Raw genomic sequence first — 20,744 nt, forward strand, 5'->3', positions numbered from 1 at the left:
GTTTTGCGATTCAGACGAATTTTGTCAGCAATCGTGAGCATCTTTTTTCCTTCACTAGGTATTCTATGAATAAATGAATCTTATGGACTGGGGTGAATTCTGTGGCGTTAGATATGCAAAAAGAGTTTAAAATGCTGCAAATTCTGGATACAGACGGTAATATTGTCAAAGGTCAAAAGACACCAAAGCTTAGAGATGAAGAGTTGAAAAACCTGTATCGTTGGATGTTGCGTCTACGTGTGTATGATGCTCTGGCAATCAAATTGAATCGTCAGGGACGTTTGGGATTCTATGCGCCACTCGGTGGTCAGGAAGCATGCCAGATTGGTGCGATGGCTGCACTGAGAAAAACAGACTGGTTGTTCCCAAGCTATCGTGATTTGGGAGCGGCCATGTACCATGGTTGGCCGATTGCCGATACCTTCAAATGGTCGCGTGGACAAATCGGTGGAATGAAAATTCCAGAAGATGTAAACATGTTCCCGCCACAAATTATCATTGCGATGCAAACCATTCATGCTGCTGGTGCCGGTTGGAAATTCCGCCTGAAAGGGGAAGATCATGTAGCGATTACCTTCTTTGGTGACGGGGCTACTTCTGAGGGAGATTTCCATGAAGGACTGAACTTTGCAGCTGTAAACAATGCACAAACCATTTTCTTCAATCAAAATAACGGTTATGCGATCAGTGTACCACTCCGTAAACAAACCAAATCCGAAACCATTGCTCAAAAAGCTCTTGCTTATGGCATGAAAGGTGTTCGGATTGATGGAAATGATATCTTCGCTGTGTACACAGCTGTTTCCGAAGCAGCAGAACGCGCGCGCAAAGGTGAAGGACCAACGCTCATTGAAGCTGTTACATATCGCCTGGGGCCGCACAGTATGTCTGGCGACGATCCAACTCGTTATCGTCCTAAATCGGAAGAGATTGAGTGGAAAGAAGGAAAAGATCCAGTCAAACGTTTCCGTCTCTATCTCGAGAAAAAAGGTCTGTGGACCGAAGAATGGGAGAAAGAAATCGAACAGGAGATGAAAGCAGAAATCAGCGCAGCGATCAACGAAGTACAAAAAGCACCGATCGGCGAAGTAGAGGAAATCATGGAATACGTCTACGATGAAATGCCAGCTGAGCTGAAAAGACAACATGCGGAAGTACTCTCTTGGAAGGAGGCAAAATAAGCATGGCACAAATGACAATGATTCAAGCGATTAATGATGCTATGCGCGTGGAAATGGAGCGCGATGAAAACGTTATCGTATTAGGGGAAGACGTAGGTGTTAACGGTGGCGTATTCCGTGCAACCGATGGCCTGCAAAAACAATTTGGTGAAAATCGTTCGATTGATACCCCGTTGGCGGAGTCCGGAATCGTTGGTACTGCGGTAGCGATGGCAGCACTTGGCATGCGTCCAATCGCTGAGATCCAGTTTGGCGGATTTATTTACGAAGCGATGGATGCGGTTTGTACTCAGGCAGCCCGTCTACGGTTCCGTACGGGCGGACGTTTTAACTGCCCACTTGTGATTCGGATGCCATATGGTGGTGGAGCAAAAACTCCAGAAATGCACTCGGACAGCTTTGAAGCGTTGTTCTTGCATACACCTGGACTGAAAGTGGTAGTTCCAAGCAACCCATATGATGCAAAAGGACTCTTGATCTCTGCAATCCGTGATAATGATCCTGTCATTTTCTATGAAAATATGCCACTTTATCGTTCGGTCAAACAGGAAGTACCAGAAGGAGCTTATACAGTTCCAATCGGAAAAGCCAATGTTGTCAAAGAAGGTAATGATGTAACCGTGATCGCTTACGGAAACATGGTTCGTCTTTCTCAACAGGCGATCGAAGCAGTAGAAAAAGAGCGTGGAGTCAGTATCGAACTGATTGATCTTCGTACCATTTCTCCGTTGGATATGGACACGATCTTTGAATCCGTAGATAAAACGGGTCGTGTAGTCATTGTGCACGAAGCTGTTCGTACGGGTGGGGTAGGTGCAGAAATCATTGCACGGATTAACGAAGAGCGTATCCTGAAATTGGAAGCGCCATGTGTTCGTGTGACGGCTCCAGATACTCCTTACCCACCAACCTTGATCGAGGATAAATGGTTGCCAACGAAAGGGCGTATCGCTGCAGGTATCAAGAAAGTACTTGACTTCTAATGTTGGAAATTGAAAAAGGGAGGAACTGTACGTGGCAGCATTTGAATTTAAGTTGCCAGATGTGGGTGAAGGAATCCACGAAGGTGAAGTCGTAAAACTGCATGTTAAAGAAGGAGATCGGATTGAAGAGTTCGATACCTTTGCTGAAATCCAAACAGATAAAGCAGTGGTTGAAATTCCAGCGCCTGTTACTGGTACAGTGAAAGAGTTACGGGTAAAAGAAGGAGAAATTGCGATTGTAGGCTCTGTGATCGCTGTCTTTGAAGTTGAAGGAGCAGCCCCAGCGGCTGAAGCGTCGGAAGCGAAAGAAGAAGGTCAACCGGAGAAAGTGGAAGCAAAAACGGAGGTTTCTGCACCAGCCCCAGCAGCTTCTGCTCCAACGAGTGCGGATAAACGCAGAAACGTTTTAGCTATGCCGTCCGTTCGTAAACTGGCTCGTGAATTGGGAGTCGATATTACACAAGTAACAGGAACCGGAAAAAATGGACGGATCACTGCTGAGGATGTACAGGCATTTGCTCGCGGTGAACAGCAAGTAAATGCACAAGCCGTTGCAGCAGAAGAAAAAGCCCCAGCAAAAGAAACGGCTATCCAAAGAACACCAATTGAAACAGTTGGAACAGAAGAGCGTATCCCGCTACGTGGAATTCGCCGTACGATTTCCAAACGGATGGTAGAAAGCAAACATACGGCTCCGCATGTAACCCTAATGGATGAAATTGATGCATCGGAGTTAATTGCTCTCAGAAAATGGGGTAAAGAATTAGCGGCAGAACGCAACATTAAGCTGACCTATTTGCCATTTATTATCAAAGCGGTAATTGCTGCGCTCCGTGAGTTCCCAACGCTAAACGCATCGATCGATGATGAAAAAGAAGAAATCATCATCAAACATTATTACCACATTGGTTTGGCTGCGGCGACAGACAACGGTTTGATGGTTCCTGTCATTAAAGATGCCGATCGCAAATCCATCTTTGATCTGGCCGATGAGATTACAGACAAAGCAAATCGGGCACGTGATATGAAGCTGGATCCAAGCGAACTGAAAGGTAGCACATTCACAATCACCAATATCGGTTCGTTTGGTGGCATGTTCTTCACGCCAATCATCAACTACCCAGAAGTGGCGATTTTAGGTGTTGGAACGATTAAAGAAAAACCGGTTGCCATCAATGGTGAAGTTGTGATTCGTCCGTTGATGTTCGTATCCTTAAGCTTTGACCATCGCTTGATCGATGGTGATGTAGCGGCTCGTTTCCTCAGTCGGGTAAAACAACTGTTAGAGAATCCCAAATTATTAATGATGGAGATGAGATAAGATGGTAGTAGGAGACTTCGCTAAAGAAGTTGATGTGCTCGTCATTGGAGCGGGTCCCGGTGGTTATGTGGCCGCCATTCGTGCGGCCCAATTGGGACGCAAGGTAACGATTGTGGACAAAGATGCTTTGGGTGGCGTATGCCTGAATCGTGGCTGTATTCCTTCGAAGGCGATTATCAGCGCTGCTGAAAGATATCATCATATGAAAGATTCAGCTGATATGGGGCTGGAAGTTACAGGTGAAGTTCGTGTCAATATGCCAAAATTGATCGAGTGGAAGAACTCGGTGGTCAATAAGCTGACAGGTGGCGTAAAGCAACTGTTAAAAGGAAACAATGTAGAAATCGTTTCTGGAGAAGCTTATTTCAGTGGAACCAATACCGTTCGGATTTCGACCGAAGATTCCAGCCAAACCTATCAGTTTAATGACTGCATTATTGCCACAGGATCCCGTCCAGCAGAGTTACCGATTTTGCGTTTTGATGGCAAACGGATTCTTTCTTCAACAGAAGCACTCAATTTGAAGGAAGTACCCAATCGCCTGATCGTCGTTGGTGGTGGATATATCGGTCTTGAATTGGGAACTGCTTATGCAAAATTAGGTAGCCAAGTCACCATTTTAGAAGGAACCAAGTCGCTCTTGCCAGGAACGGATCCAGCTCTCACCCGTATGGTAACTCGCCGTTTGAAAAAGTTGGGTGTCACCGTCGTAACGGAAGCATTTGTACAAGGCGGTGAAGTCAATGGAGACGAAGTGACTGTAAAAGCGGAAGTCAAAGGAGAAGAAAAAACATTCACCGGAGACTACTGCCTGGTGTCGGTTGGCCGGAAGCCAAACACCGATGAATTGGGTCTTGATCTCATTGGTGTCGAGTTGGATGAGCGTGGGTTTATCAAAATCGATAATCAATGCCGGACAAATGTGGAACACATTTATGCCATTGGGGATTGCGCTGGCGGCGCTCTTCTCGCCCATAAAGCGAGTTATGAGGCCAAAGTGGCTGCAGAAGCCATGTCTGGGCATCCAAGTGTGATTGATTATCAAGCCATGCCATTTGTCATCTTCAGTGATCCAGAAATTGCTTACACTGGACTCACGGAAGAGCAAGCAAAAGCAGAAGGTTATACTCCTGCTGTAAGCCGCTTTGCCTTCCAGGCAAATGGTCGGGCTCTGTCCATGAACAATGCCGATGGTTTTGTGCAAATTGTAGCAGACCAGGAAACGAAGCGAGTTCTTGGAGCACAAATCGTCGGACCGGAAGCATCCAGCTTGATCAGTGAGATCGTCTTGGCGATTGAAATGGGAGCAACCGCTGAAGATATTGCTCTGACCATTCATGCTCATCCGACCTTGCCAGAAACGGTGATGGAAGCAGCTGAGGGAATATTGGGTCATGCCATTCACATGGTAAATAAGAAATAAGGAAAAGCGCCCTCCTTTTGGGCGCTTTTTTTGTAGAAAATCAATTGTGATTTACATTGAAAAATCCCATGACCTCGACGGTTTCCATGATGTTTACAAAAGCTTTGGGATCTGTTTCTTTAATCAGTTTTTTGATTTCAGCCAGTTCATGGCGGGTAATGATCATAAATAGCACTTTTCGTTTTTCGTTCGTATAAGCCCCCTTGCCATCCAACATCGTAATGCCTCGAACAAAACGGGATAATAATACTTCCTTAATCTCTTCTCCACGACTTGTAATAATCATTAAAGTAAGTTTTAAATGACTGGTATGAATGGCATCGATTACTTTTCCAGTGATAAAGATCGACAGTAACGTATAAAGTGCGGTGTCCCAGCTAAATAAAAATCCGGAAACAAATACCACTACAGCATTCATGAAAAATAGCAAAGAACCAAGTGGAAATTCTTTTTTCCGTGTCAATAGCAGCCCGATAATATCAAAACCTCCTGTGGAAGCAGAAAATCGAAAAATAAGTCCACTAGCAATACCGGCCAGTACTCCACCAAAGGTGGAAGAAAGGATGGGATCAGTCGAAATGGGCTGAATCGGGATCAAGACAAGAGCGAGCGAGTTGACCAGTACAGAAAAAATGGTATACCCCATAAACTTTTTCCCTAGCTTTAAATAGCCAAGAATGAACAAGGGGAGATTGAGCACCAGGTTCACAATTCCTGTGTTGACAGGAGTTAATAAAGAGGTCATCATGGCAATCCCTGAAACGCCTGTGCTTAACACCTTATGTGGCAAGAGAAATAAATTGTAAGCGACAGCAAGTAAAATCGATGCCAGAAATATAATGACAATCCGAAACATCTGTTCATCACCAAACCTACTACTAAAAGATTTTTTCTTTTTTTACCTTTATCGGTATGAACCTATATAACTATACATGAAATGGATCAACAGGGAATAGATATTTATATAAAAGAGAAAAAATGGAAATGGATCTTTAGATCATAATGATCGACCAATGAAGTAGGTCATGAATGATGAAAATAAATAAGGGGAGAACAAATTTTCTCTTAACACATAAAATGGTTTTACGCTATAATTAGATTAGTGCAACAAATTTTACCTTGTACACAAAACTTCCTTGTTGGGAGTTTCCTTTTTTCTCTGAAATTTTCCTTTGTGCAACAAAGATGCCTCCGTTCACTTATTATGGATTATCCAAAAAAGAAAGGAGGAATTTGGAATGAATTTTTCAGTTGAACAAATCGATAAAGGATGGCGACGAAAAAGGGATAAGGCGTCGTTGTCAGAGGTTTATAAATCCGTAGCGATTCCGAAGACCGGTAGCAGGGTACGAAAATTTTTGGCCTTTGCAGGCCCAGGCTACTTGGTTGCCGTGGGTTATATGGATCCAGGAAACTGGGCGACGGATATTGCTGGTGGAGCAAAATTTGGTTACCTTCTGTTGGCTGTCATTTTGCTTTCCAATCTGATGGCGATGTTGTTACAGGCTTTGGCTGGGAAATTGGGGATTGTGACAGGACGAGATTTGGCCCAGGCATGTCGGGATCATTATAGTAAACCCGTGGCGATGGTGTTGTGGGTTTTATGTGAATTGGCGATAGCTGCTACTGATTTGGCGGAAGTGATCGGTGCGGCGATTGCCTTGAATTTATTATTTGGTATCCCGTTGATGTATGGAGTGATCTTGACGGTTCTGGATGTTATGTTGATTTTAATCTTGCAAAGCAAGGGATTTCGTTATATTGAGGCCATTGTGATTTCTCTGGTTTCGATCATTGGACTTTGCTTTGCAATCGAACTGATGATGGCACGCCCCGAGCTGGGAGCGCTGATGAAAGGATTTGTTCCATCTGCACAAATTGTGATGAATCCAGAAGCTTTATATTTGGCGATGGGAATTTTGGGAGCAACCGTGATGCCTCACAATCTGTATCTTCATTCTTCCATTGTGCAAACACGGCAATTTAGCGAAACATCCTTGGGAAAGCGTGAAGCGATTCGTTATGCGACGATAGACTCAACCGTAGCATTATTCTTTGCCTTGTTTATAAACGCTTCGATTTTGATCTTATCTTCGGCGGTATTTCATCAAGCGGGTATGCACGAAGTGGAAGATATTGGGCAAGCCTATCACTTGCTCTCGCCCTTACTGGGAACATCCATGGCAAGTATATTATTTGGAATTGCTCTGCTCGCTTCCGGTCAGAATTCAACCTTAACCGGAACGATCGCAGGACAGATTGTGATGGAAGGATTTCTCGATATTCGCTTGAAGCCATGGTTAAGACGGCTAATCACCCGTTTGATTGCGGTCATTCCTGCCGTTATAGTAATCGCCATCTATGGGGAAAAAGCGACGATGGATCTGTTGGTATTGAGCCAGGTAATCCTGTCATTACAGCTCTCGTTTGCCGTTATTCCGTTAGTCAAATTTACCAGTGATAAAGAAAAAATGGGTGAGTTTGTGAATCCACCATGGCTGAAGGCTATCGCTTGGTTTGTAGCCATTGTTATCGCTTTATTGAATATTTATCTGCTGTATAAAACGGTTTTTATATAAATAAGGCTGACCGTTTTTGTCAGCCAGCTTGTTGATAAATTTTCCGTTATATGCCGGTTTTCCTTTTCCGTTTCACTCCCGTTGCTTAAAGACAAGCAATAAGTCGTTCAACTGGAAAAGGAAAACCGGGTTTGTCGACAACCTTGCTGACCATTTTTGTCAGCCTTTTTTAATGTCGATGGAGTATTTGACAATCGACGTGTTGAAAGTCTTCTGTTTCGATTTGAAGTGTCGTATGTTGAATTTTAAAATGCTCTTCGATCTTTTGAATCGATTCGCGTAAGATCCGCTGACTATCTTTGGCATCCTGAATTACCAAATGGCAACTTAATGAATCCAGGCCAGAGGTAATCGTCCAAATGTGCAAGTCGTGGATTTGAATGACACCTGGTATGTTGGTCAACACCTCTTCGACCTGCTTTTTATCGATCGTAAAGGGAGAGCCCTCCATTAAGATATGAGTAGCATGATTGACCACACTCCAGGCACTTTTTAAAATCAGGAGCGCAACAATGACACTGATGATTGGATCTGCTATATACCACTGAAAAAAGTACATCAGTAATCCAGCGAAAATGGCTCCAACCGATCCCAAAGCATCCCCTAAAATATGCAGATAAGCACTGCGTAGATTGATGTTTCCCTTCACATCCCCTTTTCTCATTAAGACCCATGCACTGAGTAAATTGGAGACCAGACCGATCGCGGCAATGATCATCATTGATAAACTGGAAACATTTTGGGGTTGAAGCAGGCGTTCATAAGCTTCAACGATAATCCAACCTGCGATGAGGAATAACGTGATGCCATTAAACAGGGCAGCTAGAATTTCAAAGCGGTAGTAACCAAATGTTTTATTGGCAGATGCAGGTTTATTGGCAAACCAAAAAGCAACCAAGCTTAAAAGAAGAGAACTTGAATCGCTCAGCATGTGGCCGGAATCCGATAGAAGAGCCAAGCTGTTTGTAAAAATGCCACCAAAAAACTCTAACAACATGATGCCGAGGGTAATGGATAAAGCGATCAACAAGCCTTTGCGATTGTTTTCCCGCTGAATATCATGGTGATGGACATGACCATGATGATGAGAATGATGATGGTGGTGATGGTGCATGAATAAACCTCCCTGACTTTATTGCTAATCATGTTCGATGTGATCAATGGTCATTTTTAATAAGTCGATGACATGTTCATCATCACAAGAATAATAAATCGTTTTTCCCTGTCGTCTTGCTTTTACAAGGCGATAGCTTTTTAAAAAAGCAAGCTGATGTGACACCGCAGATTGGGAGACATCGAGCACTTCAGCGATATGATTGACATTGCATTCCTCTTGAGATAACAAGTACAGAATTTTAATGCGGGTAGGATCTGAAAGTACCTTAAAGGTTCGAGAAACTTCCTCAACGATTTCTTCTGATAGAAAATGATGGTCATCTTTGCGCAAAGAAAGTCCCTCCTTTTTATTTATCTTATTTTATCATATGAGCAATTATTCATATTTAAGTCCATTATAAACCCTATTTTCTGAAACAGACAATCATGTTAAGAGGCTGATTTTATGGTTACGCAAAAATAGGGTTCTTATCTCTAGGCTATGGTGGAGCCGTTGAGCTTAGAACCCTGGAAAAACTAAGAGTGGTTTTGGATCCAAAGCAGGTAGGAAATAAAAATGGCGATGAAAGAGAAAGAGGTATAAATGACTGTTCCCATAAAGAAAGGGTTTTGTGTGAGATCATTTTCATCTGCGAGTGGATCTTTGGGTTTCATTTTAAAAAAACGGGTGATGGATTCTCTTTTTGCATAGATAAGAAGCAGTCCTGTAAAAATGATGCCGACAAAGAAAGTTAGTTCAAGAAAACTGTAACCTGTTTTGTAGGAGAATAACCAAGTAATGAAAGCTTCTACCAGAATCGTCATGAGTGCAGTAAATATGAAACGCTTATTCATCTTCAAACTCCCCAACTGTCTGTTTTGTTCATTATATAGTTAATACTATCAAAAAAAGAGGGAGATCAGATACATTTTGAGGCTCCTTTTCCCGTTAGTGATTTTTGAAAGCAAAACCAAAGGGAAACGGAAAAGGAACCTCATGTCAGGAGATTAAGGTAAATCAGAAAGACGTTCGTTTCAATACAGTTCGATATCTATGATCTTCGCTAAACTGATTTGTTTTTTAATGGAGCCATTGATGAGTTGAATCCATCTTTCATGGGGATCAATCTGACCCACATATCCTGCAAATTGATGGGAACCAAAGGGAGTATTGAAAAGAATCAATAAAGGCCGTTCTTGTTCATAAGCTGTTTGAATTTTAATGCTGAACTGTAGCAGTTGTTCCTTGTCTAGATGAGGCCGGACATAGGGAATCGGCGTTTGTTGTTTTTGCGTTAACCATTCCCTTGTTTCAGGTGGGATGATGCCATTTTGTTGTTGCAGTGGTTTCATCATTTTTCATCCACCCTTTCATAGGAACGTATTTTCTTATATCATATACAAACATTTGTTCTTGTCAAGGGGAAAAGGGATATTTCTTTAAGGATGTGGCAACACCAGATGGGGAGCCAGAAAAGAGAGACAGACCAAATCAAAATATGATAAAATTTTTGCAGAAAAGTCTACAGCTGAAAGGAAGTTGAATAGAGTGGAAGCATCGATTCAGATTGAGGTCCGTTCTACAGAGATCGATGTACTGGGGCATGTCAATAATGCGAAATACTTGGAATATCTTGAGTGGGGACGGGAAGACTGGTATAACAAAATCGGGTTGCCTTATCATTTGTTTGAGGAAATGGGAATTGGTACGGTTACTGTAAATATTAATATTAATTATCGAAAAGAAGCGAAGTTGGGCCAGAAATTGACGATTACGACGAAGCCGTTACGCCGCGGAAGAAGCAGTTTTGTATTAAAGCAGGAAATACATAACGAAGCGAACGAACTTGTAGCCGACGCAGAAGTGGTTAGCTGCACCATGTCTTTAAAAGAAAGAAAGTCGGTCCCCCTCCCAGAAGCATTGGCCAAACATTTTCCAGCATCTAAGTAAATAAACAAAAAAACGACGTGATGGACTGTTTGGCACGTCGTTTCTTTTTCGGAATTATTTATTTGCTTTGCGCAGTTCACCCAGCTCTTCCAAAATCCCTTCGATTTCCATCATGGTCAGACGACCTTGCTTTTTTTGAATGAGCTGGTAAATCTCCAGTAAGCTGTCATAATCACTTAAACGGAAATCTTCAGGATTAATCAGAGCAGCATTGACGATTTTCAAACTTGTCTTGATTTCATTCACGATGTAATTCAAATTGGCCTGGGTAGCTGTATCCAAGTTCACTCCATCCATCCTCTCTAAAATCAGGCATTTTATCTTTATTGTATCGAAATAACCAGGAAAAACCTAGAGAAAGGAATTTGAAAGTTGGAAACCATGTATTCAGAGTTATATGTTGATTTTTTATATTACTTCAATAAGAAACAGGATTATTACGAATGCCACGAAGTCTTGGAAGAGCTCTGGTTGGAAGAGGGGCGGGAGATTTTTTATCAGGGATTGTTACAGATTGCGGTAGGCTTGTATCATTTTCAGAATGATAATCTGGGCGGAGCGAAAAAGATGTTTCAATCCGCTTTATCCAAGTTGATGGAATATCCAGCGGAATGGATGGGGATTGATGTGAAGAGTTTGCGACAAGATGCCCAAGACTATCTTTCCAGGTTACAGGCATTTGAGAATCAACCGTTTTCTTTTGTTCCACTTTACATCAAGATTGTAGATCCGCTTTTGAAAAAATGGGTGGAACAAAAGTCGTGAGAGGAATCGCTAGAAAAGGTTCATCATGACTATGTTTTTATTAATCGATCGTTTCCAGCGTGCAACCTGGAATAAAAGGGGGGTTCGGATGGTAAACCATAAACTTTCCATTTTCACGGTTAATGTCGATGACCAGTCCGTCGATCCAGGTAGCTTCTCGGGGTAACCAGGCAAAAATGATTCCTTGTTCGACTCTTGTGTGAAACTCGGGGCGAATTTCTGTCATTTGCAGACCAAAAGAAGAACGTCTACATCCAGTAGTGAGGAGAATAACCCGAATGACGAGAGGGTGTTTGGCATTCTCTTGCATCAAGAGGAGTTTTAATTTTGCTGCAGCCAGTGGAGAAAGTCGGATTTTCGAGCGGAAAGGATAGGCCGTCTGCTGAGTGTTCATAAAAGGTTATACTCCTTCCTCTCGTTTTGTTATGATATATTTTACTATTCAGAAATATATTACCCTTTATTTATTAACATATTCCTTCTTTCCATTAGATAAAACGAGTGGCTGCCAACTTGGAAGTTATTTGTTGACGAATTTTTTGTTATATGCCGGTTTTCCTTTTCCGTTTCACTCCCGCTCAATAAAAGCGAGCAAAAGTCGCTCAACTGAAAAAGGAAAACCGGGGTTTGTCAATAGCCCCTCATGTCGCCGAGCAACACCATCTGAGGGATGAAAAAGGCTGTTTTCCATAAAACGAGGGGTGGATACCTTACGGAGTGACTGTGATGGTACTGAAGTCGTCACGGAGGAAGGAATCCATCCCGAAGCTCAGGAGAAACGTATCCATTTTTTCCGGATAGACATCCATGTAGATTTTTTTGTGATGGATCTAACCGAAGATATGCAATTTGATCATGGCAAAACATTCACGGAATTTATGGTAAGGAAGCCACAGTACTTGTGAATGCACAGGAGCAGGTGATGCAGTAATATGGGCTTGCTTGGCATAAATTAGAGCACGGTGCATGTGGTAGTCATGCGTTACGAGATATATCTGTTTCAAGTGGTGTTGATCCAGTATTTTTCGAGTGTTTAACAGGTTTTCCTGAGTATTGGTGGATTGATCTTCAAGGATCAAATCTTCTTCAGGAATCTGCCGTTTCAGAAGGTATTCTTTCATTACTTGTGCTTCCGATTTCTTCTTCAAAGTCCCTTTTCCACCAGAGAGAATAAGGTATGAAACCAGACCTTTTTCGTATAGTTCTGCTCCTTTATCAAGTCGTTCTCTCAAAGCAGGACTCGGTTGATCTTTCCAGACAGCTGCTCCAAGAATAATGGCAGCCTCCCGTTTCTTTCCATCGGCTTCTAACTGATCGTATTTGGATACATCGCGCCAAAACAGAAGGACGACAATGAGCATGATAATCAGAAAGAAAGTGAGAACACCCAAGCTCCATTTATAGATAGGGTCAAGTTGATGAAACAAGTGAGTCCCTCCTGGTTAAAAGTAATTGAGTTGGTAAGTGGCGGAGAAAGGAAAATTATTTCATATCCAATTGGCAATCGGACATAAATGGAGGATTGGGATGGTAAATGGAAAACTTGCCATTTTCCCGGTTGAGATCAATGACCAATCCATCCATCCAGGCTGCTTCTTGTGGTAACCAGGCAAATACTATATCTTCAACAGCCTGCGTTTCAAATTCAGGGCGAACTTCAGTCAGTTCGATCGCAAAAGAAGGAGTACTACAGCCTGATGTAAGTGGGATAACACGAACGGCAAGAGGATGTTCTGTGTTCTCCTCCATCAGGATTAATTTTAATTTTGCTGCAGCTAAAGGAGATAGTTGGATATTCATGATTAGTCAGCTCCATGTATTGATGTTGGGGTAACATTCCCATTGTAATCGAATGTCAGCAATAGAAAGGCTCATGAAGATTGTACAAAAGAAAATATAACAAAAAAGGACATCAAGGGAAATATTGCTTTCTGTTTTAAATATATTACTACAACATCTGCATTGCATGATATGATAACAATGAAACTACATAGAAAGGAGCAACTTTTATGTTGCCAGAGCGCCAAGGAGTTGTAACGTTTAAAGGAAATCCAGTTACTTTGGCAGGACCTGAAATTAAGGTGGGGGATCAGGCACCTGATTTTTCAGTGTTGGCAAATGATCTGTCTCCCGTTACGTTGGAAGATAGCAAAGGTTTTGTGCGAATCATCAGTGTAGTCCCTTCTCTGGATACAGGGGTATGTGATGTGCAAACTCGCAAATTTAATGAAGAAGCAGCAAAATTGGAAGGCGTCAAAGTGTTAACCATCAGTGTTGACTTGCCTTTTGCACAGAAGCGCTGGTGTGGTGCAGTCGGAGTAGAAAATGTCCAAACTCTTTCTGATCATCGTGATCTTTCTTTCGGTACAGCTTATGGTGTATTAATGAAAGAGTTGCGTTTACTTGCACGTGCTGTGTTCGTCGTAGATCGGAATGGGCAAGTTGTTCATGCAGAATATGTACCAGAAGTGGCTGAGCATCCAAACTATGAAGCGGCCATTGAAGCAGCTCGAAAAGCCTTATAGAATGCGAGTGAGAAAACCCTATAGCTTCAGCTATGGGGATGAGAGAGAGCGCCTCTTTCGCCAGGCTGAAAAGCGAAAACCAAGCAATAGGCCTAGTTTGAAAAAACAACTTTTCACGCTGGACTGGCGGGTTGAGCTTGGTCAATATCCTGTCAGCAGATAGGAGTTCCCAAGAATCCCCTTCGTTTACGCATGGGGAGTGGTCAATAGAAAAAAGCCCGGTAATATGTACCTGGATTAGAGGATGTTAACAAACATAGGGGTTCCTTTTTCCGTTCAATGATTTTTGCCTGTATTGTTGGAGTGGTATGAAACGGAAAAGGAACCCTGAAACAGTTTTTAGAAGTTATTTCAAAAGTCTCTGGAGTTACAAATCGATTCAACACCGTTGCGTATGAATATAAGTTTTGAAATAACCTGTGTTACCCATTTTGGCCAACCAGGTAATCCTATTTTTTATGAACAAATCGTGACAATAAATAACAGAAACCAAATGATTTTATATGAAACTACCTATTCTTTATATTTTGGTTTTTGTATTCGATGTGTTTGTAAAATTTATTTATGTCAAACATAAATAGATTTATTATATTAAATATTAAAAAAATATTCAATTTACGTACTTGTCATATATTAACTCATCCTCTATAATTCAAAACAGAAAAGCCAATTACACATTTTATGATGGAGAGAGGTTAGTTATGCGTAACAAAAAGTTTATGTTATCTGTTGCAGTTGTCTCCCTGTCGCTATTAGGAACAGCGTGTGGTAATTTAGGTGCTCAGCCTGTCCCAGGAAATCCGAAAAAACAATCAACATCCAATCCCAATACTCCTGGCAACACATCTGTTGGAGCGGATGTAAATGCCAATGTTGGAGTTCAGGCAGATGCAAAAGCGGGTTCTGGTGCCAAAGTGGATACGAATCTAAATGCCAATGCAGGATTGCAAGTTCGAATCAATGGCAAAAAGATAAATGCAGATCTGGAAAAGGTGCTTACGGTAAAAGTGAAACAGGGATTAACATTATCTGAGGCACTGAAGGAAACAAAATTGGTTGAACTGAATAGCAAGGTTGATAGTAAAGGTGTAGTCAAAGCAGTTAAGGGAGTTAAAGGTAGTTGGAAACTGAAAGTAAATGGAAAAGTGGTAAGTAAAAAAGATTTGGATCTGAAAGTGAAGAACGGGGATAAAGTCGACTTGGTTCTTGATAAATAAGTAAACGTATATGGGATATTAGTTTATGGTGAGTTAGTTTTTTGAGTAATGAAGGGGAGCGATTTCATACATAATATAAAACCTAACATCCTGCCACTGGATGTTAGGTTCGTTTTTTATTTATAGAGTTTGGAGCTGGATTGTTTAAATTCTTCGGCTTTCTCTTTTAATCCCTCTTGCGTTGCTTCCTCCAGTGTCAATCCTTTTTTGGCTGCATATTCACGAATATCCTGGGTAATGCGCATACTACAGAATTTGGGCCCACACATAGAGCAGAAATGCGCTGTTTTGGCTGGCTCCGCAGGTAAGGTTTCATCATGGTACTCACGTGCTCTTTCAGGATCCAGTGAAAGGTTGAATTGATCTACCCAACGGAATTCAAAGCGTGCTTTCGATAACGCATCATCACGCAGTTGAGCTCCTGGATGTCCCTTGGCCAAATCGGCGGCATGAGCAGCGATCTTATAGGCGATGACCCCTTCCTTGACATCCTGTTTATTGGGAAGTCCCAGATGTTCTTTTGGTGTTACATAGCAAAGCATGGCTGTACCAAACCAACCGATCATTGCGGCACCGATCGCAGAGGTGATGTGATCATAACCGGGAGCGATGTCTGTTGTAAGTGGTCCCAAGGTATAAAATGGAGCTTCTTGGCAAAGTTTTTGCTGAATATCTACATTTTCTTTGATTTTATGCATAGGAACATGACCAGGACCTTCAATCATCACTTGCACATCATATTCCCAAGCGATTTTGGTTAACTCGGCAAGTGTTTCCAATTCAGCCATCTGTGCTTTGTCATTGGCATCAGCAATCGATCCAGGACGTAAGCCATCACCCAGGGAGAAACAGATATCATATGCCTGCATGATTTCACAGATTTCACGGAAGTGAGTGTATAGGAAGTTCTCTTGATGATGTGCCAGGCACCATGCAGCCATAATGGATCCACCACGGGAAACAATTCCAGTTACACGGTTTGTCGTCAATGGAATATAACGTAAGAGTACGCCGGCATGAATGGTGAAGTAATCTACACCTTGCTCGGCTTGCTCAATTAACGTGTCACGGAAGATTTCCCATGTTAACTCTTCCGGTTTTCCTCCTACTTTTTCAAGTGCCTGATAAATGGGAACTGTTCCGACAGGAACCGGAGAGTTGCGAATAATCCATTCGCGAGTGGTATGGATATTTTTACCTGTGGATAAATCCATAATCGTGTCAGCACCCCAGAAGGTAGCCCAGGTCATCTTTTCAACTTCTTCTTCAATGGATGAAGTTACTGCTGAATTGCCAATATTGGCATTAATCTTGGTAAGAAAGTTTTTTCCGATAATCATGGGCTCGGCTTCAGGATGATTGATATTGGAGGGAATAATTGCGCGACCTCGGGCTACTTCCTCCCGAACAAACTCAGGGCTGACATTTTCCCGTAAGGCCACAAATTCCATTTCGGGAGTAATGATCCCTTTCCGGGCATAATGCATTTGAGTTACTACTTTTCCCGGTTTGGCTCGAAGAGGGCGGCGTTTACCTAAAGGGAAAGCAATAAGTTGCTGCTGCCTTGCTTTTTCTTCCGTTCGGTATCCGTCGTCTATCGGCTGGACTTGTCGGCCTTCATATTCTTCTACATCGCCTCTTTCCAAGATCCATGGGCGGCGTAATGGAGGTAATCCTTTGCGAACATCGATTTCGGCATTTGGATCCGTATAAGGCCCACTGGTATCATACACTCTGATCGGATCGTTAGGTGTTTCGCCACGAGCATTAATGGTTGGAGAAAGTTGAATTTCTCGCATAGGCACTAAAATATCGGGACGAGATCCTTGGATATACACTTTTTTACTTGCTGGAAAGGAAAATTTTTTCATTCCAACTTGCCTCCTTTATTTTAATGACGCAACCCATAAACAAGGAGGTGGATGGAACTTGACCATGAAAAAAAGCCGTACGCCAAGCGTACGGCTTTCGATTGTCTACATTCTCCGATAAAGAACAGATCGAAAGCAATGGAAAAGTTACATCCCTACGCTGGCATTACCCAGATCAGGTTAACGGTCGGTGGCAGAGTTCTCCACCCTCTCAGCCTGGCTCCCTCCAAGCTCCCGTGTTTTATGTAGTTGCTATATTCAAGGTAGCATAGAATGAACAGAGGATCAATCCTATTTCTACAAATCTATCAGATTTTGCTATTTTCGTTGGGGATTGTTTGTTTATCAGCGATTGGTGATTCATGAATGATGGAAATTTCCGCTTGACAGTAGTTGCCAAGCATGGTTGTTATCTTTTTGAATTATTGATAATATTAGGATTCATGTTAATATATTGGAAGAGTGTATTTGAAAAGGTGATGAAAGATAAAAGCGTGGGAAGTAGAGAGAACCAGTGGGTCGAGAAAGGATGGGAAAGACCATGACCATGTGGATCGAATGGTCACATGTGACCAAGATATATGAATTTGAGACCGAAAATAAATGGGCTCGAAATATTGGTTTGCTTGATTTTTCAGCTTCTGTACAAAGTGGTATTACAGTGATTTTAGGACCAAGAGGTGCCGGAAAGAGTACGCTTTTGAAAATCACGGCCATGATGATGTTACCAGATGATGGGCGGGTGACATTTCATACTCATCATCAAACGATGGATTGGTCCACCGGAAATGTTCATGCATCCAGACCTGAACAATTGGGGGAATTAAGGAGGAAGATCGGGTATGTACCTTTGGTTCCTCGCCTTGATCAAGAGATGACGGTTGAGTTAGCCCTTTTTCATTTGGCGCAGTTGTATGGTACACCTGATCCACGTAAACGGAGTTGTGAAATGATGATTCGCTGGGGATTGGCAGGTTATCGCCAGACACCACTGATGAAACTAAGAGGGGGTGTATTAAAGCGGTTTCTGCTTGCACAGAGTTTACTTCTTCATCCGACCTTCTGGATTTTGGACGAACCCACCCGAGGATTGGACCTCTTGGGAAAGCAGTTGTTAAGGGAAGAACTGCAGCGTCAGCCCAAAGATCGGATTACGATCATCGCTACACATGATATGCAGCTGGCAGAATGTGCAGATTATCTGATGCTGCTGGAATCAGGAGCTTGCCGGCGATTGGGCAAAAAAAAGTTGTTGACAGCAGGAGTTTCCGAAGGTACAGTAGCAGCGTGGTACCAAGCAATGCAAGTCTTTTCTAAAGAAAAAAGTTCTTTTAAAGTATAAATAAAAAAATCCATTTTTAAAGTTGGTGTCAAACATCATGGAAAGTAATCAACAACAGGTACAAGTGAATTGGCGAAAGTTTTCCCATTTGATTCGTCAGACGCAAATCCCAAAGCGATTGGCTTTCATCGTCGTTGGCTTAAGTTTGATTCAAGCCATCGCAGGATTAGTTGTTCCTTGGTTTACAAAAGATTTGGTAGATATTTTAGCAGTATCCAATTGGAAATGGGAAGTATTTGTTTTGCTGATTGTTGCTTTTATTGTCCAAGGTGTTGCCGGGGCCTTTTCTACTTATTTTCTTTCCTTTTTGGGGGAAAGAGTGGTTTCCAATCTACGTCGCCTATTATGGAACAAGATGCTGGCTCTGCCGATTTCTTATTTTGATGAAAAGCGTACAGGTGAAACCGTTAGTCGTATCAATAATGATACGGCTGTGATCAAAAGTTTGATTACAGATCATCTGGTTTCTCTTTTTTCCAGTATTATTTCCATTATCGGTGCTGTGATCATTTTATTTTATTTGGATTGGCCGATGACTTTAATGATGTTTTCAGCAATTCCCATTGTCTTTTTGATCATGCGACCCATGGGGCGGAAGATGTATGAAATATCGAAAAGATTACAGGAAAAAACAGCACATTTTACCAGTTTGCTCACTCAGGTAGTAACGGAAATTCGTTTGGTTAAAGCATATACAGCAGAAGAAATTGAACGCAAAAATGGAGAAAGGGAAATTGAGAATTTATTTCGTTTTGGTTTAAAAGAGGCGAGAGTGGTTGCTGTTCTCCAACCGTTGATGTCCCTGGTGATGATGTTTGTTTTAGTCATTATTATTGGGTATGGCGGAATGCGTGTAGCAACGGGAGCTCTAACAGCTGGAGAATTGGTTGCTTTTATTTTGTACCTCTTCCAAATTCTTGCCCCGATGGTCATGGTGGCCCGCCTTTTTACCAGTTTGCAGAAAGCAATGGGAGCTACGGAGAGGATCATTAAGATTTTAGAGCACGAAGAGGAAGAGCAGAAAGAAGAAAAACATCTAAAAGTCGATCCAACTTTACCTATTGTGATTGATCGCCTGTCTTTTGCATATCCAACGAGTGATGAAGTATTAAAGGATGTTTCATTTACCATTCCTGCAGGGCGGGTTACGGCGATTGTCGGACCGAGTGGTGGTGGAAAGACCACATTATTTGCTTTGCTGGAGCGATTCTACCAACCGACGAAAGGAGAAATCCGCTTAGGGGATACACCGATTGATCAGTTTTGTCTGCATGAGTGGCGTCGGCACATTGGATATGTATTGCAGGATAATCCTCTTTTAGCGGGAACTGTCCGGGAAAATATATGCTATGGGATGGATCGTGAAGTTTCAGATCAGGAGATTGAAAGAGCAGCTCGTTTAGCATATGCTGACGAATTTATCCACGAGCTCCCACAAGGCTATGACACAGAAGTAGGGGAGCGCGGTGTAAAACTGTCTGGTGGACAACGTCAGCGAATTGCCATTGCACGTGCGATTTTGCATGATCCAAAAATCCTGATGCTCGATGAAGCAACCTCGAATCTGGACTCCACTTCGGAACAGGCAGTACAAGAAGCGTTACATAACCTGATGAAAGGGCGAACCACGATCGTCATTGCCCATCGTTTGGCTACCGTGGTGGATGCGGATCAGATCATTGTGTTGGAAAAAGGAAGAGTTACAGGTCAGGGAACGCACGAGGAATTGTTACAAAGCCATCAGTTATATCAAAAGCTGGTTAAACATCAGTTCAAAGTCCAGATGGAAAAGTAAAGAGGACAAGCTGTTCATAACTAAGGGGTTCCTATTCTGGTGGAGTCAGAGTGAACTGGAAAAGGGCCCTTTTATCTGTGATTTGACTAAAGAAAGGAAGAGAAGATTATGCAAACAAAGGAAGAGATTCGTGTTCAACCATGCATAACGGCAGAGGATCATGAATGGCTAAAGCAATTATGGCAAGAGGAATGGGGTGGAACCACCATGATTACTTGCGGTACAGTCCATTCCTTAACCGATTTGGAGGCGCTCATCGCTTGGGAAGGGACTGAACGGGTTGGAACGCTAACGTACCGGATCCCCAGCATCACAAAGCTGGGGTGATTTTCTGAATAAGTTCTACCCGGTTGCCAAAAGGATCCCGAAACTCAAAACGATCATAACCTGGGATCGGAACGGATTCAAGGATTTTGATGTCATGTTCAGCCAATTTGTTTCTCCATGCGTCCAGATTGTCGACTAAATAGGCCAAATGCGCTTTGGTTCCATGGCGATCAACGCCATCTTCTGTTCCGACATGTACTTCTTTGGAGCCTACTTGGAGCCAAAAGCCGCCACGTGGTTTCAGAGAATCCGGTTTTTCGATTTCGGGCAAGCCAAGAACGTGGCAGTAAAAGAAGCGAGCTTTTTCTTCTTCACCTTTCGGAATGGTAATCTGGGCATGATGCAGGTCCAATATTTTCACCAAGCATT

23 protein-coding genes and 1 riboswitch are annotated in these 20,744 nt (G+C 42.5%); of the genes, 12 read left to right on the top strand and 11 right to left on the bottom strand.

The window, feature by feature from the left end; translation table 11 throughout:
• The first annotated feature begins 113 nt into the window (after window positions 1-113).
• The 4 genes from pdhA to lpdA are packed head-to-tail and all read left to right on the top strand — an operon-like array spanning window position 114 to window position 4,908.
• Complete coding sequence (gene pdhA / locus BMZ78_RS11190; protein WP_093230429.1) at window positions 114-1,181, top strand: pyruvate dehydrogenase (acetyl-transferring) E1 component subunit alpha; 1,068 nt, start codon at window positions 114-116, stop codon at window positions 1,179-1,181.
• Window positions 1,182-1,183: 2 nt separating this feature from the next.
• The gene (locus tag BMZ78_RS11195; protein WP_093230376.1) at window positions 1,184-2,164 is read left to right on the top strand and encodes an alpha-ketoacid dehydrogenase subunit beta; all 981 of its coding nucleotides are present in this window, start codon (window positions 1,184-1,186) and stop codon (window positions 2,162-2,164) included.
• Window positions 2,165-2,195: 31 nt separating this feature from the next.
• On the top strand, window positions 2,196-3,485 hold the full coding sequence (locus BMZ78_RS11200) for a dihydrolipoamide acetyltransferase family protein (protein WP_093230377.1): 1,290 nt from the start codon (window positions 2,196-2,198) through the stop codon (window positions 3,483-3,485).
• Window position 3,486: 1 nt separating this feature from the next.
• Window positions 3,487-4,908, top strand: a complete 1,422-nt coding sequence (gene lpdA / locus BMZ78_RS11205) for a dihydrolipoyl dehydrogenase (protein WP_093230379.1) — start codon at window positions 3,487-3,489, stop codon at window positions 4,906-4,908.
• Window positions 4,909-4,948: 40 nt separating this feature from the next.
• Here lpdA and BMZ78_RS11210 read toward each other — a convergent pair whose 3' ends face one another.
• Window positions 4,949-5,764 (bottom strand): YitT family protein, encoded by an 816-nt coding sequence (locus tag BMZ78_RS11210; RefSeq protein ID WP_093230380.1) that lies wholly within the window; start codon window positions 5,762-5,764, stop codon window positions 4,949-4,951.
• A gap of 382 nt (window positions 5,765-6,146) precedes the next feature.
• On the opposite strand from BMZ78_RS11210, the gene BMZ78_RS11215 reads away from it, so the two are divergent.
• Window positions 6,147-7,487, top strand: coding sequence for an Nramp family divalent metal transporter (locus tag BMZ78_RS11215; protein ID WP_093230382.1), 1,341 nt, complete (start codon window positions 6,147-6,149; stop codon window positions 7,485-7,487).
• A gap of 169 nt (window positions 7,488-7,656) precedes the next feature.
• Here BMZ78_RS11215 and BMZ78_RS11220 read toward each other — a convergent pair whose 3' ends face one another.
• The 4 genes from BMZ78_RS11220 to BMZ78_RS11235 form a co-directional block, all read right to left on the bottom strand.
• On the bottom strand, window positions 7,657-8,601 hold the full coding sequence (locus BMZ78_RS11220) for a cation diffusion facilitator family transporter (RefSeq protein ID WP_093230383.1): 945 nt from the start codon (window positions 8,599-8,601) through the stop codon (window positions 7,657-7,659).
• Between the two features lie 24 nt (window positions 8,602-8,625).
• Window positions 8,626-8,934 (bottom strand): ArsR/SmtB family transcription factor, encoded by a 309-nt coding sequence (locus BMZ78_RS11225; protein ID WP_093230385.1) that lies wholly within the window; start codon window positions 8,932-8,934, stop codon window positions 8,626-8,628.
• A gap of 185 nt (window positions 8,935-9,119) precedes the next feature.
• Window positions 9,120-9,437 (bottom strand): hypothetical protein, encoded by a 318-nt coding sequence (locus BMZ78_RS11230; RefSeq protein WP_093230386.1) that lies wholly within the window; start codon window positions 9,435-9,437, stop codon window positions 9,120-9,122.
• A 180-nt stretch (window positions 9,438-9,617) separates the two neighbouring features.
• A complete protein-coding gene (locus BMZ78_RS11235; RefSeq protein ID WP_093230388.1) occupies window positions 9,618-9,938 on the bottom strand; it encodes a YolD-like family protein in 321 nt (106 codons plus the stop codon).
• Between the two features lie 193 nt (window positions 9,939-10,131).
• Between BMZ78_RS11235 and BMZ78_RS11240 the strand changes: the two genes are divergently transcribed.
• Complete coding sequence (locus BMZ78_RS11240) at window positions 10,132-10,533, top strand: acyl-CoA thioesterase (RefSeq protein WP_093230389.1); 402 nt, start codon at window positions 10,132-10,134, stop codon at window positions 10,531-10,533.
• A 54-nt stretch (window positions 10,534-10,587) separates the two neighbouring features.
• Here the strand turns inward: BMZ78_RS11240 and BMZ78_RS11245 are convergent, their stop codons facing one another.
• Entirely contained in the window at window positions 10,588-10,821 is a 234-nt protein-coding gene (locus BMZ78_RS11245; RefSeq protein WP_175482423.1) for a DUF1128 domain-containing protein, read from the bottom strand.
• Between the two features lie 93 nt (window positions 10,822-10,914).
• Between BMZ78_RS11245 and BMZ78_RS11250 the strand changes: the two genes are divergently transcribed.
• A complete protein-coding gene (locus BMZ78_RS11250; protein ID WP_093230431.1) occupies window positions 10,915-11,298 on the top strand; it encodes a DUF309 domain-containing protein in 384 nt (127 codons plus the stop codon).
• 40 nt (window positions 11,299-11,338) lie between these two features.
• On the opposite strand, the gene BMZ78_RS11255 is transcribed toward BMZ78_RS11250, so the two are convergent.
• The 3 genes from BMZ78_RS11255 to BMZ78_RS11265 form a co-directional block, all read right to left on the bottom strand.
• A complete protein-coding gene (locus tag BMZ78_RS11255; RefSeq protein WP_093230392.1) occupies window positions 11,339-11,692 on the bottom strand; it encodes a hypothetical protein in 354 nt (117 codons plus the stop codon).
• A 436-nt stretch (window positions 11,693-12,128) separates the two neighbouring features.
• Window positions 12,129-12,725 (bottom strand): YdcF family protein, encoded by a 597-nt coding sequence (locus BMZ78_RS11260; RefSeq protein WP_093230394.1) that lies wholly within the window; start codon window positions 12,723-12,725, stop codon window positions 12,129-12,131.
• Between the two features lie 55 nt (window positions 12,726-12,780).
• Entirely contained in the window at window positions 12,781-13,098 is a 318-nt protein-coding gene (locus BMZ78_RS11265) for an iron-sulfur cluster assembly accessory protein (protein WP_093230395.1), read from the bottom strand.
• A gap of 209 nt (window positions 13,099-13,307) precedes the next feature.
• Between BMZ78_RS11265 and tpx the strand changes: the two genes are divergently transcribed.
• Together tpx and BMZ78_RS11275 are read left to right on the top strand one after the other, a co-directional pair.
• On the top strand, window positions 13,308-13,823 hold the full coding sequence (tpx, locus tag BMZ78_RS11270) for a thiol peroxidase (RefSeq protein ID WP_093230397.1): 516 nt from the start codon (window positions 13,308-13,310) through the stop codon (window positions 13,821-13,823).
• Window positions 13,824-14,524: 701 nt separating this feature from the next.
• Window positions 14,525-15,040: a hypothetical protein gene (locus tag BMZ78_RS11275; RefSeq protein ID WP_093230398.1), complete on the top strand. Its 516-nt coding sequence runs from the start codon at window positions 14,525-14,527 to the stop codon at window positions 15,038-15,040.
• A gap of 116 nt (window positions 15,041-15,156) precedes the next feature.
• Here the strand turns inward: BMZ78_RS11275 and thiC are convergent, their stop codons facing one another.
• Complete coding sequence (gene thiC, locus BMZ78_RS11280; RefSeq protein WP_093230400.1) at window positions 15,157-16,911, bottom strand: phosphomethylpyrimidine synthase ThiC; 1,755 nt, start codon at window positions 16,909-16,911, stop codon at window positions 15,157-15,159.
• 135 nt (window positions 16,912-17,046) lie between these two features.
• Window positions 17,047-17,158: riboswitch (TPP riboswitch) on the bottom strand.
• A 294-nt stretch (window positions 17,159-17,452) separates the two neighbouring features.
• Between thiC and BMZ78_RS11290 the strand changes: the two genes are divergently transcribed.
• From BMZ78_RS11290 to BMZ78_RS11300, 3 genes are all read left to right on the top strand, one after another.
• Window positions 17,453-18,253 (top strand): ATP-binding cassette domain-containing protein, encoded by an 801-nt coding sequence (locus tag BMZ78_RS11290; protein ID WP_175482424.1) that lies wholly within the window; start codon window positions 17,453-17,455, stop codon window positions 18,251-18,253.
• Between the two features lie 37 nt (window positions 18,254-18,290).
• Entirely contained in the window at window positions 18,291-20,048 is a 1,758-nt protein-coding gene (locus tag BMZ78_RS11295; protein WP_093230404.1) for an ABC transporter ATP-binding protein, read from the top strand.
• A 108-nt stretch (window positions 20,049-20,156) separates the two neighbouring features.
• A complete protein-coding gene (locus BMZ78_RS11300) occupies window positions 20,157-20,375 on the top strand; it encodes a hypothetical protein (RefSeq protein WP_093230406.1) in 219 nt (72 codons plus the stop codon).
• On the opposite strand, the gene BMZ78_RS11305 is transcribed toward BMZ78_RS11300, so the two are convergent.
• The gene (locus tag BMZ78_RS11305; protein ID WP_093230407.1) at window positions 20,359-20,736 is read right to left on the bottom strand and encodes a VOC family protein; all 378 of its coding nucleotides are present in this window, start codon (window positions 20,734-20,736) and stop codon (window positions 20,359-20,361) included. The genes BMZ78_RS11300 and BMZ78_RS11305 overlap by 17 nt on opposite strands.
• Between the last annotated feature and the right edge of the window lie 8 nt (window positions 20,737-20,744).

Origin of the sequence: Thermoflavimicrobium dichotomicum, from assembly GCF_900114055.1 — a bacterium.
Lineage (GTDB): Bacteria > Bacillota > Bacilli > Thermoactinomycetales > Thermoactinomycetaceae > Thermoflavimicrobium > Thermoflavimicrobium dichotomicum.